Annotated in this window: 10 protein-coding genes; 4 read left to right on the top strand and 6 right to left on the bottom strand. The window is 58.2% G+C overall.

What is annotated here, in order from left to right:
* The first annotated feature begins 38 nt into the window (after nt 1-38).
* Nucleotides 39-2546, top strand: coding sequence for a tetratricopeptide repeat protein (locus RLW41_RS21810; protein WP_414462857.1), 2508 nt, complete (start codon nt 39-41; stop codon nt 2544-2546).
* A gap of 21 nt (nt 2547-2567) precedes the next feature.
* Here RLW41_RS21810 and RLW41_RS21805 read toward each other — a convergent pair whose 3' ends face one another.
* From RLW41_RS21805 to RLW41_RS21795, 3 genes are all read right to left on the bottom strand, one after another.
* Nucleotides 2568-3779 carry an extensin family protein gene (locus tag RLW41_RS21805; protein ID WP_414462856.1) on the bottom strand — a complete coding sequence of 404 codons (1212 nt, stop codon included), beginning with the start codon at nt 3777-3779 and terminating at the stop codon, nt 2568-2570.
* A 196-nt stretch (nt 3780-3975) separates the two neighbouring features.
* Entirely contained in the window at nt 3976-4986 is a 1011-nt protein-coding gene (locus RLW41_RS21800) for a helix-turn-helix domain-containing protein (protein WP_409560075.1), read from the bottom strand.
* A gap of 129 nt (nt 4987-5115) precedes the next feature.
* A complete protein-coding gene (locus RLW41_RS21795; protein WP_013947952.1) occupies nt 5116-5571 on the bottom strand; it encodes a MarR family winged helix-turn-helix transcriptional regulator in 456 nt (151 codons plus the stop codon).
* A 449-nt stretch (nt 5572-6020) separates the two neighbouring features.
* Between RLW41_RS21795 and RLW41_RS21790 the strand changes: the two genes are divergently transcribed.
* A complete protein-coding gene (locus tag RLW41_RS21790) occupies nt 6021-7931 on the top strand; it encodes a hypothetical protein (protein ID WP_409560074.1) in 1911 nt (636 codons plus the stop codon).
* Between the two features lie 19 nt (nt 7932-7950).
* Here RLW41_RS21790 and RLW41_RS21785 read toward each other — a convergent pair whose 3' ends face one another.
* A complete protein-coding gene (locus tag RLW41_RS21785) occupies nt 7951-8649 on the bottom strand; it encodes an SDR family NAD(P)-dependent oxidoreductase (RefSeq protein ID WP_414462855.1) in 699 nt (232 codons plus the stop codon).
* 318 nt (nt 8650-8967) lie between these two features.
* On the opposite strand from RLW41_RS21785, the gene RLW41_RS21780 reads away from it, so the two are divergent.
* Nucleotides 8968-9666 (top strand): hypothetical protein, encoded by a 699-nt coding sequence (locus RLW41_RS21780; protein WP_414462854.1) that lies wholly within the window; start codon nt 8968-8970, stop codon nt 9664-9666.
* Between the two features lie 79 nt (nt 9667-9745).
* Here RLW41_RS21780 and RLW41_RS21775 read toward each other — a convergent pair whose 3' ends face one another.
* Both RLW41_RS21775 and RLW41_RS21770 read right to left on the bottom strand, forming a co-directional pair.
* Complete coding sequence (locus RLW41_RS21775; RefSeq protein ID WP_414462853.1) at nt 9746-10582, bottom strand: LssY C-terminal domain-containing protein; 837 nt, start codon at nt 10580-10582, stop codon at nt 9746-9748.
* 450 nt (nt 10583-11032) lie between these two features.
* Complete coding sequence (locus tag RLW41_RS21770) at nt 11033-11902, bottom strand: MurR/RpiR family transcriptional regulator (protein WP_414462852.1); 870 nt, start codon at nt 11900-11902, stop codon at nt 11033-11035.
* Between the two features lie 300 nt (nt 11903-12202).
* On the opposite strand from RLW41_RS21770, the gene RLW41_RS21765 reads away from it, so the two are divergent.
* Complete coding sequence (locus tag RLW41_RS21765; RefSeq protein WP_414462851.1) at nt 12203-13804, top strand: APC family permease; 1602 nt, start codon at nt 12203-12205, stop codon at nt 13802-13804.
* Nucleotides 13805-13838: the final 34 nt, after the last annotated feature.

Here is a 13838-nt window from a genome sequence, read left to right as displayed (position 1 = left end):
GGCGTTTTTTATGCGGCTGAGAGGATCGGGCAGCGACGATGAATAGAAGAGAGCGGCGGCGCGCAGAGGCAGTTTCGCGAGCGGCACCGCAGTCCGGTCGAAATGCCGACGTCGCCCGGCATTATCACGACGCAGTGCAATCCTTGAAAGCGGGCCGTCTCGACGAATCGGAGATCGCTCATCGTCGTGTGCTCTCGCTCGTTCCTGAGCATCCGCCGAGCCTCCACCATCTCGGCCTGATCGCCTTCCAGCGCCGCGATCTGGAAGGCGCGGTCGATTTCATTCGCCAAAGCGTCACCGCCAAGCCCGACTATCACGAGGCGTGGCTCAACCTGGCAATCATCCTTGGCGAGCTGAGCCGTTCGAAAGAAGCCATTGAGGCTTGTCGCGAATGTCTGGCTCTGCAGCCGGGGAACGCAAATGGTCACGCTATTCTCGGCAATCTCTTGCGCGTTGCCAACAACGACGCTGAGGCCATGACGGCTTTTCTCAATGCTCTCAACTTAAAACCGAACCAGCCGCTCGTTCTCGCGCGCCTCGGTGAACTTCACTTCAAATCGAACGACATCGAATCCGCGACGGCCTATTGCAATCGAGCGTTGGCGCTGGACCCGGAACTCAATGAGGCGAAAACTCTCGAACTGCGTCTGTCGACGATGCTCGGCTTGACTGGGACACGCATCGCCGAAATCGAGGCCCAATCAGATTCTAACGAGGAGCGCGCCAGGAAGTTCGATCACTTGGCCACGTACCTGCGCGAAAATCGGCGCTTTGAGGAGGCGGCCGATCTCGGCCGTCGTGCAATCGTCGCCAACCCCGGTGTTGCCGATTATCATTTCAATCTGGCGCTGTCGTACGAAGGACTGGGATACCGCCAAGATGCCTTGGCGAGTTATCAAGCGGGTCTCGCGATCGACCCCAATCGGGCAGAGGGGTATGCTTGTGTCGGCATGCTTCTCAGCGGCATGAACATGCACGCTGGCGCCGTTCAGGCACTGGAGCACGCGATAAAACTCAATCCGATGCTCGCGTATGCATACTACAACCTCGCTATCGTCCAGAAGCAGCGCGAAAATTACGACGAGGCGCGCGCAGCCTTCCAGAAATGCCTTGAATGCGCGCCCGACGAGATCGTCAATCGCTTCGAATACATCAATCTGCGGCGATTGATGTGCGATTGGGATGGCGTGGATGAAGAAGAGCGCGTCTGCCTCGAAATCTTCCGGACGAGAAACGTAAGCATTGCGCCATTCCAGCTGATTGCATTGCGCGCAAAGCCGAGCGATCAACTCAAGGCAGCACAGAGCTACACCAGAACATTCGACGTTCCGCCGTCTTCGCGGTTTACCTCTTATCGCAGCCGCCTCGGGGCCGGGGAGCGCATCCGCGTCGGATTTGTCTCCTGCGATTTCTTCGAGCACGCAACCGCGATGCTTTTCGCCGAGGTGCTGGAGCGGATCGATCGCAGCCGCTTCGAGATCTTTGGCTATTGCCACAGTCCCGAAGACAACAGTGCCACACGCCAGCGCTTGTTGCGGTCGTTCGAGCATTTGAAGAAAATCGGGACGATGCGCAATCGTGACGTGGCGCAGTCGATCCATGATGACGCCATCGACATCCTTGTCGATCTCAAAGGATATACGCGAGATGCGCGCAGCGAGATTTTTGCCTATCGCGCGGCTCCGATCCAGGTGAACTATCTGGGCTATCCAGGCACAATGGGCGCCGAGTTCATCGACTACCTCATCGCCGACGCGATGGTCGCGCCGATGGATGCTCAGGAATTCTACACGGAACAGATCGTCCATCTGCCGCACAGTTATCAGCCGAATGATCGACAGCGCCTAATCTCCGACGCGCCGATGTCGCGCGCCGACTTCGGATTGCCGGACGACGCGTTCGTGTTCTGCTCCTTTAACAACAGCTACAAACTCAACGCGACGATGTTCGACGTCTGGATGCCGTTGCTGCAAAAGGTGCCGGGATCGGTGCTATGGCTGCTCGTGCCGAATACGACGTGCGCAGAGAATTTGCGCCGCGAGGCCGAGGCGAGGGGCGTCGATCCAACCCGGCTCGTTTTTGCCAAGCGCATGCCAATCGCCGAGCATCTCGCACGCCATCGCTTTGCCGATCTTTTCCTTGATGCGCTGCCCTGTAACGCCCATACGACGACGACAGACGCACTGTGGGCCGGTTTGCCGGTCCTGACGTGTCTCGGCGACACGTTTGCGGGTCGCGTCGCCGCCAGTCTGCTGTCGGCAATAGAGTTGCCCGAGCTGATTACGACCAATCTCGCCGATTACAGCGACCTGGCGCTGGAATTGGCTCAGAACAAGACGAAGCTTGGCGCGATCCGACAGAAACTCGCGGCGAATAGAGAAAGCACACCGCTTTTCGATCCCGCGCGATACACGCGCAATCTCGAAAGATCGTTCGAGATGATGCTCGACATCAAGCGCGCGGGTGACGCGCCACGTCCTTTCACCGTGATCGAGAACGAGGTGGCGCAGATCGCGCCATCTCCGATCAAGATTCCAGCGGAATAGAGCTAAGCTGAAGCAGCGCGTCTATTCGCACAGTGTCAGATGCCGCTTGCGTTCCTTCATGTCGAGGTGAAGGTGATCGCGGTGAGCTTCGTTCGTCTCAGGCCCGAGCACGGTATCGAAAATATTGCAGGCGCCATCGTGCGCTTGGTGCAGGAAGGCCGACTTGGCCTGCTTTTCCTGCTCCGCCTTTAGCTCTTCCGGAGATTTCGCCTTCGCTTTCGGGTCGGCTTTGGGTTTCTCGTCGCTCTTGTCTTTTTCATCGCTATTCTTGGCGATGTCATGCGCGCCGAGCTTGGATGCGGCAACCTCGAACTTTGCCTTCTCGGCGGGCGCTGCGGCATCGCTTGCCTTTTGCGCCCGTTTTAATTCTTCCTCCGTCGGACCCCAGTCTTTCGAAATGCGGATGACCTTGCCATCCGCTAGAACGAAGGCCGAGACGTCAATGGCATTCATCAGGGCATGCTCACTGATGGGCGCACGCGCAAGCCCGTAGCGGTTGCGGCACGAGTAGGACCCCGCAATGACGCGCACGATCGATGAACCGACGGTTTTTTTCGCGGCGGGCTCGAGCTTGTCGGTGACCCACGAGTTGAGCCCTGCGATCATCTGGCAGTTGAGCGTTGCTGCGGGCTCAATTCTGACCTTGCTCTCGCCGACCGCCTTCAGAAGATACGGAGCCGGCGCGCCGCAAATACCTTCGCGGACCGGCGGCAATTCTTCGCTGACGACGGTTATTTTGCCGAGCAGCCGCGTACAATCCTGCTTCGCCGATGCGATCTCGGCCTCGGTCCATTCGGGCGCGCTCTGTTTGCCTGGCGGGACCGGTTTCGCCGAAGCCTCGCTCTGGGCGGGTAGCGTCGGAACTGTCTGGCCCGCATTCGATGACGCCGGCAAATTCGGTCCGGCCGCATCCGCCGCTTTATCCGTCGGCGCCGCGTCGGCCTTTTTGTCGACAGGTGGGCTGTCGGCTTGAAGCGTTGGCGCCTTCGGTGATGAGGGAATAATCGGCGGAACATCGACTCGCGCATGCAACTCAAGTGCGGGCGGCGAACTCAGCCGTCCGGCGCGAACGATGGAGAAGCTGTTGGGTTCAAAGAAGGGCAGCAGCAGCAGGCCGAAGAAGACGATGCGCGTGAGCAGAACAGATGAGCGAACCGCAAGTTCATCTGCCTTGACGGCAGCCTTGGAACGGAACGCCAAGGCCAGAGCTAACAATTCCTGTTGCCTGCTCAAGACGGATCCTATTCGCTGAAGCTCCCGAGGGGTCCGATGCGCTTTGAATGCTTAAGTTCGATAGCCCCAAAATTTGACGACAGATGGCCTCAGCGGCGCGCAAAGGCAAAATCTCAGCCCCTTTGAACGAGAGGGCCTTTCGAAACGCTAATAAAGGCGTGAAGTTCCGCCGACGCCGATTATGACCGGGATTTCTTCAAATTCGGTCAACGTGGGCGAGCTGACGCTTTTTGAAATCTCGTGGCGTCATTCCAACCAGGGCTTTAAAGAGCCGTCCGAAATGCGAGACGTCGCCGAACCCCCACGAATAGGCGATGTCGCTGATCTGGCGATGCGCTTGCGCCGGGTCAGCAAGCGCAGCCTGGCACTTTTCGATCCTTTTGCTGAATAATAGGCGTTGAAGGGATGTTTGCTCGGCATCAAGCAATTGATTGGCGTAGCGGACCGAAATGCCGGCAGCGTTGGCCAGGTCTTCGCATGTTGCACTGCAATTCGATAGGTTGTCATCGACGACGGATTTGAGCCGAAGGAGGGAGGCGAGACGTGCCGATGAATGAACGAAATCGTCACCTTCGGAATCCTTCAGCGCGAGTGCGACGAGATCAAGCAGCTGCAGCTTGACCTGCGATTGCGAGGACGCGCTCAGATAGGAAAGCTGGTCGGGCAGCAATTGGGCAAACGTCGAAGCCAGTGCGCCGCCGCCGTGCCGTCCATCGACCCGCCGCGCGGTCCATCGCGCCAGCGGACCGAGTCGCACTTCGCAATCGCGACGCGAGACTTCAATCACGAGGCAGTAAGCATCAGCGGATTGAACGAACGTGCCGAGACGCCCAGCATCGACAATGCAGAGATCGCCATTCTTGAGCTCGGCCTCGCGGCCGTCTTGTGTAATTCGGACACTGCCGCCGAGCTGCACTGCAATGTGCACGACATCGGCAAGCTGGGCCGCCTGGCGCTTGGTGCGCCACGCCGTCATTCCATTGCAGCGAAAAATCGAAATTGCCATGCCGGGCAGCCGCAGATGCCGCAGGTCGCCTTCGAAACGTGTTGGATGGTCTGGCCGCGTCTCGAAAGGCCCAAGTACCTTGCGGCTAGTCTCGAACCAGTATTCGAACCGATCGCGCGGATGAACATCTGATGTGGAAATGGACCATTCTGTCAGCTCGTCCCCGGCTGACTGAGTGGAATCCTCAAGAATGCGCAACATTTTTTTATCCCTGCCCGCTCACAGATGATACGGGCCGAGGGAGGAACGTCAAACGCAAAGAGAGAGGAACCGCCGATAATTCTACGGATGGAACTATCGGCGGCGTCGGCGGTTATGATGGGTTATTCTTTATGCAGACGCTGCCGTTTCGTCGTGTGCGGACAGGATCGACTTTAGAGTCGAGACAAATTGGCTCGCCTCTGCAGCAGGGACGCCGGCCAGCAATTTCTTTTCGACGCGCGAGTAGAGGCGGTCAGCGCCCGCAATCGCTTTTGCGCCGCGCTTGGAAAGGCGGACGCAGTAGGCGCGACCGTCGAGCGGCGAGCGTTTGCGCTCAAGTAGGCCCTTGCGGATAAGACGGCTTACGATTCCTGCGACCGTAGAACGGTCGATGCCCGTAATCGTGACAAGATCGGTCTGGCTCAGGTTTTCCTGACGGGAGATCGCCGTAAGGATGGCAAGCTGGCGAAGGGTCAGGTCGTTGTCGGCCGTTTCCGTAGAATAAAGCTGCGTTGCGCACTGATCGACGCGCCGAAGAAGATGAATAACCGAGCGCTGAAGATGGGCTGCAGGCTGCTGGCTCATTGTCGAAGTGTCCCTCCATAAGAAAGCGTGCGATTGATCAGCACGCAAATGCTCAGTGGAGAAAACAGTAGTCGGCCTCGGTTTTCTCTACTCATCAGGGCTTGAAAGTCGGATGTGAGGGAGATTGCGGAAAATTTAGGTGAACGTGAACGTGCACAGATTGTTCTGAGCGAGAGAACAAACCCGCATCTAAAACGCGCGTGCTGGCATGCCACACGTGCCTGACGCACAAGGTTCACATTGCGCGTCGGATTTCGCCGAAGGTCGAATTGTTCGCAGACATCAGCCATTCCATTCGCGTCTGCACGTAAAAAATGACAGGGGATTCGCTGCAACACGGCCTGGACTTCGCGCGCCAAATCGCATCCGTGGAATGATACTTTCTATCGGATGCGCCATCATCCGCCCATAGGCCTGCGCGACACGTGCGGCGACCAGGGGAGGGGGCTTTGGCGACGATCATTGCCGTGCACGGAACGTTTGCGGCGCCGACATCGGCTGATCCGAATGGCGGTCCGATGCCGGAATTGCAGTGGTGGGAAGCGGGTAGCACGTTCGAAAAGGACATGCGCGCCTGCGTCGAGGCGCGGGACGGTGAACTGAATTTCGTTCCATTCTCTTGGGCCGGCGACAACAGCGAAGTCGAACGCCGCGAGGCTGGCGACCGGCTGACGAAAGTCATGCGCGACCTCGAAACCAAGAGTGAGCCCTATTGCATCGTTGGCCATAGCCACGGCGGCTCCATCGTCTCCGACGCATTGCTGAACAACGCCGCCCGCCGCCGTCCGCTCGCCAACCTTAAGCGCTGGATCACTGTCGGCACGCCATTCCTGAAGCTTCGGAAAGAGCTTTGGTTGCTTACCCGTTTGAGCTTGATGCGGAAGGTGATCTTCGTCGCCTCGATGATGCTGCTGATCATGTATCTCGTGTATCTGATCGCAACACAGTTCGACGGCGGACGAACCTTGTTCGGCGGAGTCTTTCCTCGCGTATCAATCTTTACGGGCGTTCTTGCAAGCTTACCGGCCTTGGTCTTCTATGTCGTCCTGCACTGGCTGGACCGCCGCAGTCTGCTCAGCTACCGAAAACGAACGACGAGCCGTGCCCGCATAAATTTCGCCCCGCGATGGTTGCCGCTGTCTCATCCCGATGACGAAGCGATCCAAGGGCTCTCGCTGCTGCCCGACGCCAAACTCGATTTTTTTGATAAATCGTTTGCCGTCTCGTCGATCACGCTCCTGTCCGTCATTGCACTGCCGATCATATATTTTGCCATTCTGCTGTCGCCGGCCAAGATGGTTGGAATCGCGAACTGGATGAAAACCGAGATTTACGACGCCAACGCTTCACCCGAAGCGGAGGCGGCGTTGAAGGATCTTCGCAGCCAGCTGATGGCCGCTTGGCGCGGCGAAGGCGAGGCCGTGAAGACCGAGAGCGGTGCGGCGGTCCCAAAGCCGTCGGATCCGAAGGCTGCGTGGCAGCAATATCGCCAGAAACGCAACGAACTTGAGCAGAAATACCCCAATCTTGACGCTATCGAACGGGGAATGCGCTTCAAGAAACGCTTCTTCGAGAAGAACGGGCAGCCCTGCGAAACGCTCTGCGGAAACGGCGAAGATATCGCGACAAACAGCGGCCTTCTGCTGCACGTCGTCACCGACGAATTATCTTGGGCGCTGGGAACGACAGATCTGCGAGACCCACGGCTGCGCTGGTTTGGTACGATCTTCGTGCCCGCGATTATCGTTCCAGCCATTCTTGGCATTTTGGCTCTCGTTCTTATGGTCGTGATTCAAGGCATCGCGACAGTGGTCAGCGCGGGATTGGCGAAAATCCTGAATGGCATCACGAACTCGGAAGTAAAGCGCGCCGCTTACGGCAACGACACAGACGGCGAGGTTGCTATCGGTGCCCTGGACCGGCCGACGTGGGTCGAAAAATCTCAGCCGCGCCTTCCTGCGGCGGTCGCCGATCTCGTCACCAATTACTCCAATGCCGCCGCAAGTTTGACGATCGCCAAGTTCCGCCACGCGATCGGGCAAATCCGGTTCGCCGTACCGCCGCATACAGCCGATACTGCCATCAGTACGTATTTCACCTGGAAAGAACTGGTGCACGCGTCCTATTTCGACGTGCCCGAATTTCGCAAGCTGATCGCTCAGGCCATCAGCCGTTCGGATGGCTTCGTGGCGAGCGCACGCTTTCGCGCCGATCCGGATTTCGCGCGGACGGCCGAGTGGCTGGATGCCATCGAGAACGCACCCGGCACCACTGAAGAGCCGGCCGATCGCGAGCCGACGCCGGGCGACTCCAAGGCCGTCGCGGCCGTCGTCGGTTCGACTGTGAAAGCCTCGCCCTAGCTGAACGAGGCCTCGCGCGTCACCACCGCACGGCGCGGCCCATATAGTCGAGATATTTCAGGCCCGGCGTTCCCGACTGAGCCGATATCGTGTCGACGACGCGCGGAATGCTTTCCTCGATACCGAGCGTCGCGTGTGGGCCGCCCATGTCGGTGCGGACCCAGCCCGGCGCAATGATAACGAGAGAGCGGCGGCTGCCCCGTTGCCTGGCCGCGTAGCTGCGCATGAATGTATTGAGCGCCGCCTTGCTGCCGCGATACACCTCCCAGCCGCCGTGCTCGTTATCGGCCACGCTGCCGAGGCCCGACGACATGACGCCGATGGTGCCGGACGGCGAGACGAGCCCATCGAGTGCCTCGATCACACGCATCGGGCTGAGGGCGTTGGTGACCATCACGCGAATAAACTCGTCCGTCGAAACATTGCCGATCGTTTCATCCGGATCGTTAGCAACACCCGCGTTGACGAACAGCAGGTCGAACGTTCTCCCCGCCAGCCGATCACGCAACGCCGCAACTTGATCTTGCGCCACGATATCGACCGTTTCGATTTCGAGCGATCCGGCGTGTCTCGCTTGCAGATCGTGAAGCGCTGTTTTCGTCTGGCCGCGCACGGTCGCAACCACGTGCCAGCCGCGTCGCAGATATTCCTCGGCGAGGGCGAGGCCCAGGCCGCGCGACGCGCCGACAATCAACGCTGAAAGTCGTTTGTCGGACATGGATTGTTTCCTTTCGATAATTCCAATTGCTGAGATCGGTCCCACCCGGAAGCAGTCCCACACCGCGAAACATCGTGCATCCAGAGCGCGGTTGCGAGTGCGGTTGTGTCAAGGGTTTGATGACAAGAAAGAACGGCGACGCAGGCAAAGCGCTCAAAAATATCAATGCCAGCTTTATGAATGAAGGCAAAAAAGCCCCTCCGCGTTTCGCCGCGAGCACACTGCTTCCGGAAGCTGCGTGCCATCGGCGCTCAGTTCTTGACGGGCTAGGGCAAGGCTGATTGCTATGCCGCCCGCATAGGCGTTGGAGCGTAGGGAATGACGAAAGAGCAGCATGAAATCGAGGGTGAAGGTTCGCAGCGGGAAAGTGGAAATTCTTCCGGCATCAGCAGCCGGTCATTTTCCGCAGCGATATCGGCGCTGGCACTCGCATTCTCGGGTTACAGCCTTTGGGACAGCTCGCTGAAAGCGCCGGATATCAAGATTTTCGTGCCGCCGGTCATTCAATTCAGCGCGCCGTACAACAACAGCAACTTCGAAGTCATCGAAGTTCCCGTCACGCTCCTGAACGACGGCGGCCGGACCGGAACCGTCATGTCGATGGAGTTGGAAGCAACCAACACCAAAACCAATGAAACCAAGCATTTCTACGCTGCCAATTTTGGCCGCTGGTCCATGGAAAAAGCCCGTTCGCTGGCATTCGATGCGTTCGCGCCCATTCCCTTGCCGGGCAAGGCGAGCAAGACTGAGACCGTCCTTTTCTTCACCGATGGCGCGAAAGAGAAGCCGGACCAGCTCATTCGCGATCTCGGCGTCTACAAATTCCGCTTGGTTCTCGACAAAGCCGAAGTGAACGATTTCGGGCCGCTCGACAAGTTTTTCCATCACGGTCCAGCCGAAGTGACGTTCGCCATGGAATTGCGCGATTACGACGCCAGAGCATTCAACGTCGGCACATTGCCTCTTTATTCGACTACGGGACGCTCAGCGAAAGGCGGGGACGCACCACCACAATAGTCGTCATAATGTTCCCGGCTATCGGTCGGGACGTAAGAAGACTAGCGAAGTTCGTTTGTCGCCCGTTTAAATCGGGTTTTTAGGCAGCCGTTGCTGCAATCGCGATTTCCGCAATGGCAACGTCACCGTCCGTCACATAGTGGTTGACGCGTCCGGTCTTCACCTGATCGCCGGCGCGATAGAGCCTTGCACCCGCGATGGCGCCGCAGCCGGTCAATTCGCTGACGATGAATTCGCGTTCGATGTCGGTATCGGGGTCGGTCGCGTGCGTGATTTGGAAGGTCAGACGCGTAAGGGAAAATCCCGTGTCGCGTGTGCCGGCGCCGATCCAAAGAACGCGCTCCTCTTCGCCGGGACGATCGGTATTGAGCCAGAAGTCGAGCGTATTGGCGTTCGCCTGTGCATAGTCGAGCCCTTGCGCCCAAAAGCGGATGTGATGACGTTTGCGCGGACTGTTATCGATCGCCTTTTGAAAGCCGATATCCTGTCCGCGTCCGAATAGGTACAGCGTGCTGAACGGCGCCGTCGGATAGGGTTCGTTGAGGACGAAGGCCTTCGCCATGCGCCACGAGCTTTCCAGCGTCAGACGATCAGCTTCAACCCAACCGGCGGCGGCGAAGGCATCGCGCAGCTGTTGGAATGTCCCGGCCAGGGCCACATTGATCGGATCACCCGGCAGACCATCGCCCGTGATTGTGAAGCTCGGTACATGTCGCGCCCGTTGGATTTTAAGGCCCATTCTGACCGCATTCGGAAGGATGAGATAGGCGCCAATTGCGTAGGCCACGCTCAGCGCCAGGATCGGTGGCAACCGGTGATCGACGAACTTGAAGACGTCGACGATCAGCCAGATGCTCAAAGCGCCGAGGCCAAGAATGGCCACGCGTTGCAAAAGCCGAATTGCTCGTCTCACCATGCGCTGCTACAGCCCGGTCGATCGCACAAACCCGACGTTATTAAGAGTGTTTGGATTGGCGTTGCAAAGGAAGTTTGCGCGGGTGGTTGATCGCGCTATGCATCGGCGCCAGCGTCGACGGCGACACAAATTCCCCCTCCAATCGGCGCGCAAAGCGGGTACAAGGCCCCCGTGACCATTGTTTTGATGGCGCGCATTCGGCGCTGCCGCGCTGTCAGGTTTCTCCGCAATATCAAGCACATAGATTTCCAATGCAATGAGGTGGCGCCCGTGGGCTATCCCTCGGCAGGTACGCATACGAAAATGTACGCGGTCCTCCAGACTAATCGGTAGGAGAAGCGCGCCGACGGATTGAAAGCGGTACCCGGCCATGTCCGTATCCTTAGCGGACGTCGGCTGGTCGACAGTAGAGAAGGATGCCGAGACGGCATTGATCGATGTACGGCTGCGCTATCCGGCATCGAGTTTTCGGCGGATCGCCTCTAGCTCTTCCATGCGCGCCTTCACCTCGGGCCAACGCAGCGCGCTGAGGCGCGCGATCATCGCCTCGATCAGAACCGAGATCGGAGCAAAAGAATCCCAATTGGAATTGACCGCGATCCGCAACGCGAAGACGTGCTCGGCGACGGCAGATAACGGCGACAACCACTCATCCGTGAACAGGATAATCTTCGCTCCGCGAGCAGCCGCTTCCTTTCCCATGCGCACGACGTCATCCTGGTAGCGACGAATGTCAAACAGCAGGTATGTGTCCGACGATGTCACTCCCAGGAGATGCTCCGCCCAGGTCGCCGTCTGGCTGTCAATGATGGTCACGTTCGAGCGCAATTCGCGCAAGTGAAGATACGCCTGCAGCGCAAGGCTTGATGTGAGACGACCGCCCAGGATCGTCACCGGTCGAGCTTCTTGTGCGAGCAAGGCAATGGCACCGTCAAATTCCGAAGGCCGTATCAGGTGCATCGATGCGGCCATCGCGCTCGATACGGATTCCCAGTACTTGGCAAATGGAGGAACCTCCGCCAAATCTCGCGCGTCGGCCGAGAGGACGTCTTTTGTCAGCGGTGATCGGAGACGCGCTTCCAACTCGTCGCGTAGACGTTGCTGAAAATCCGCGTACGCGCCGAACCCGAGCTTAGCAATCAAGCGCAGAACGGTGGGATTGCTCACATCTGCTTGCTTGGCGAACTGCGCCACCGTCTGCAGCCCGGGAACCGGATAGTTGCCCAACAGAATAAGAGCGGCTTTGCGCTCCGTTGGCGTCAGTTGGTCTAACCGCCGGCGGATCATTTCCGCGACAGTGGTGTGAGGCAGGCCGGTCATTAATAGCGCTCCAGGTCGTCCATTGCCTCTGAGCCAAGCCGGGTTCGTGCCAAATAGTACAGCATTCCCGCTCCAAATCGGTGAAATTTCGTGCACGCGCTGGCTCCTGAGAGAGATTCGCGCGCCCATAACTGATCTTAACGTCGATAACCGATTTGGAAAATTTGGTACATATCTCTGTTATTTATGGAACTAAACAACACACATATTGCATAATCTGTTCTATTTGGTACATAGCTTGCAGTGGCGTTGACGGAAGGGGCTCGACGGGACGCCCCAAGCTGAAGCAGGGGAAAGCGCATGTATCCGTCTGTAGATGGTAGCACGGCCGCCGCGAAAGTTGCCGACCGGTCGACGTTTGACGTCACCAAACAAGAAGACCTTCATCTTTTGAAACCAAAGGCCGTTGGGCTCGTCGGCGTTCTCTTTCTGACGCTGACGGGAGCCGCCCCAATGACGGCCAGCCTTTTGAACATTCCGATTGTCGTCGGTAACGGCAACGGATACGGCGCGCCCGCGGCGTTCCTAGTTGCGACGGCGATCCTTCTGCTGTTTTCCGTCGGCTACGCAGCAATGGCCTCGAAAGTATCGGCAGTCGGCGGATTCTATTCCTTCATCAGTCACGGTCTCGGACGTGAACTCGGCATGGCCTTTGGATTCTGTGCCGTCGCCGCATACGCGATCTTCGAACCCGCGCTTGCTGGCGGCCTCGCGTATTTCCTGAACCTTAAGCTCACTGAGCTCTTCGGTATCAATGTGCCGTGGGCGCCTCTCGCGGTCGGCATGGTGGTTCTGATTTCGGTGCTGACGTATTTCGAGGTTCAATTATCTGCTGCACTCCTCGGCGTTGCGTTAGTCGCAGAAGTTCTCATTCTTCTGTTCTTCGACCTCGGCATCTTTGCGCATGCTGGTCACGGCGCGACGGTATCGTTATCGGCGCTCAATCCCATCGGCGCCTTTCAAGGTTTCGAACCCGACGGCAAACTGCTGGGCGGCGCCGCTGGTATCGGATTGTTCTTCGCTTTCTGGTCCTGGGTCGGCTTCGAAATGGCTCCGAACTATGCCGAAGAGTCGGTCAATCCGAAAAAGATCGTGCCCATTTCGCTTTACGTGTCCGTCATCTGCCTAGGGGTGTTCTACACGATCACCACTTGGGCCGTGGTCTCATCCTATCCCGACTTCCATTCTTTGATCGACGCCGCGCAGAACAACTCTGCGACGTTCTTTTTCGATCCAGCCACGAAGCTACTCGGGCCGTGGGTGACATCAATTATGAGCTATCTCGTTCTGACGAGTTCGTTCGCCTGCGGCATGGCTTTTCATAACACTGCTGCCCGGTATCTCTATGCGTTGGGTCGCGAGGGCGTGTTTCCGAAGGCATTAGCGCGGACCCACGTCGTTCATAAAACGCCGTATGTCGCGTCCGTCGTCCAATCGGTGATTGCGATCCTCGTCATCGCTGCATTCGCCGTCTTCATCGGTTCCGATGACGCGAAGACCGATGCCTACGCCGGGTTGTTCTCCCTCATGGCGCTGATGGGGACGATCCTCGTGCTCGCCGCTCAGGCCATCGTGTCGCTTGCGGTGATTGTCTACTTCAAGAAAAATCACCCGTCTGAGGCAGGCCGTTGGTCGACGTTTATCGCGCCGACGTTGGCGTTTCTCTCGCAAGCGTTTGCGCTCTATCTTTGCGCGACGAACATGGAGTTCCTTGGTGGCGGCTTTGCGTTCGCGGAATGGATCATCCCGCTCGACATTGCGATCTTCGCAGTGGGCCTCGCCGGCGCGTTCTTTATCAAAGCAACCAATCCGACAAAATTCGAAAAAATCGGCAGGCTCATCTATCAGGGCCTGCCCGACGGGATGCTCGCCTCTGCCGAACACGCGGCAAAACAGCGATAAACTTACGCAACTGGTGGTTCCGGCGCGCGGCGCC

Source organism: Hyphomicrobium sp. DY-1, from assembly GCF_047497105.1.
Classification (GTDB): domain Bacteria; phylum Pseudomonadota; class Alphaproteobacteria; order Rhizobiales; family Hyphomicrobiaceae; genus Hyphomicrobium_B.
The sequence above is the reverse complement of the archived record's forward strand: the minus strand, read 5'-3'. Positions and strand labels throughout refer to the sequence as shown.

What these genes read in the sequence shown, in the direction of transcription:
- RLW41_RS21765 (WP_414462851.1), top strand. Translation starts at nt 12,203, where the DNA reads ATGTATCCGTCTGTAGATGGTAGCACGGCCGCCGCGAAAGTTGCCGAC.
- RLW41_RS21795 (WP_013947952.1), bottom strand. Translation starts at nt 5,571, where the DNA reads ATGAGCCAGCAGCCTGCAGCCCATCTTCAGCGCTCGGTTATTCATCTT.
- RLW41_RS21800 (WP_409560075.1), bottom strand. Translation starts at nt 4,986, where the DNA reads ATGTTGCGCATTCTTGAGGATTCCACTCAGTCAGCCGGGGACGAGCTG.
- RLW41_RS21810 (WP_414462857.1), top strand. Translation starts at nt 39, where the DNA reads ATGAATAGAAGAGAGCGGCGGCGCGCAGAGGCAGTTTCGCGAGCGGCA.
- RLW41_RS21775 (WP_414462853.1), bottom strand. Translation starts at nt 10,582, where the DNA reads ATGGTGAGACGAGCAATTCGGCTTTTGCAACGCGTGGCCATTCTTGGC.
- RLW41_RS21785 (WP_414462855.1), bottom strand. Translation starts at nt 8,649, where the DNA reads ATGTCCGACAAACGACTTTCAGCGTTGATTGTCGGCGCGTCGCGCGGC.
- RLW41_RS21770 (WP_414462852.1), bottom strand. Translation starts at nt 11,902, where the DNA reads ATGACCGGCCTGCCTCACACCACTGTCGCGGAAATGATCCGCCGGCGG.
- RLW41_RS21780 (WP_414462854.1), top strand. Translation starts at nt 8,968, where the DNA reads ATGACGAAAGAGCAGCATGAAATCGAGGGTGAAGGTTCGCAGCGGGAA.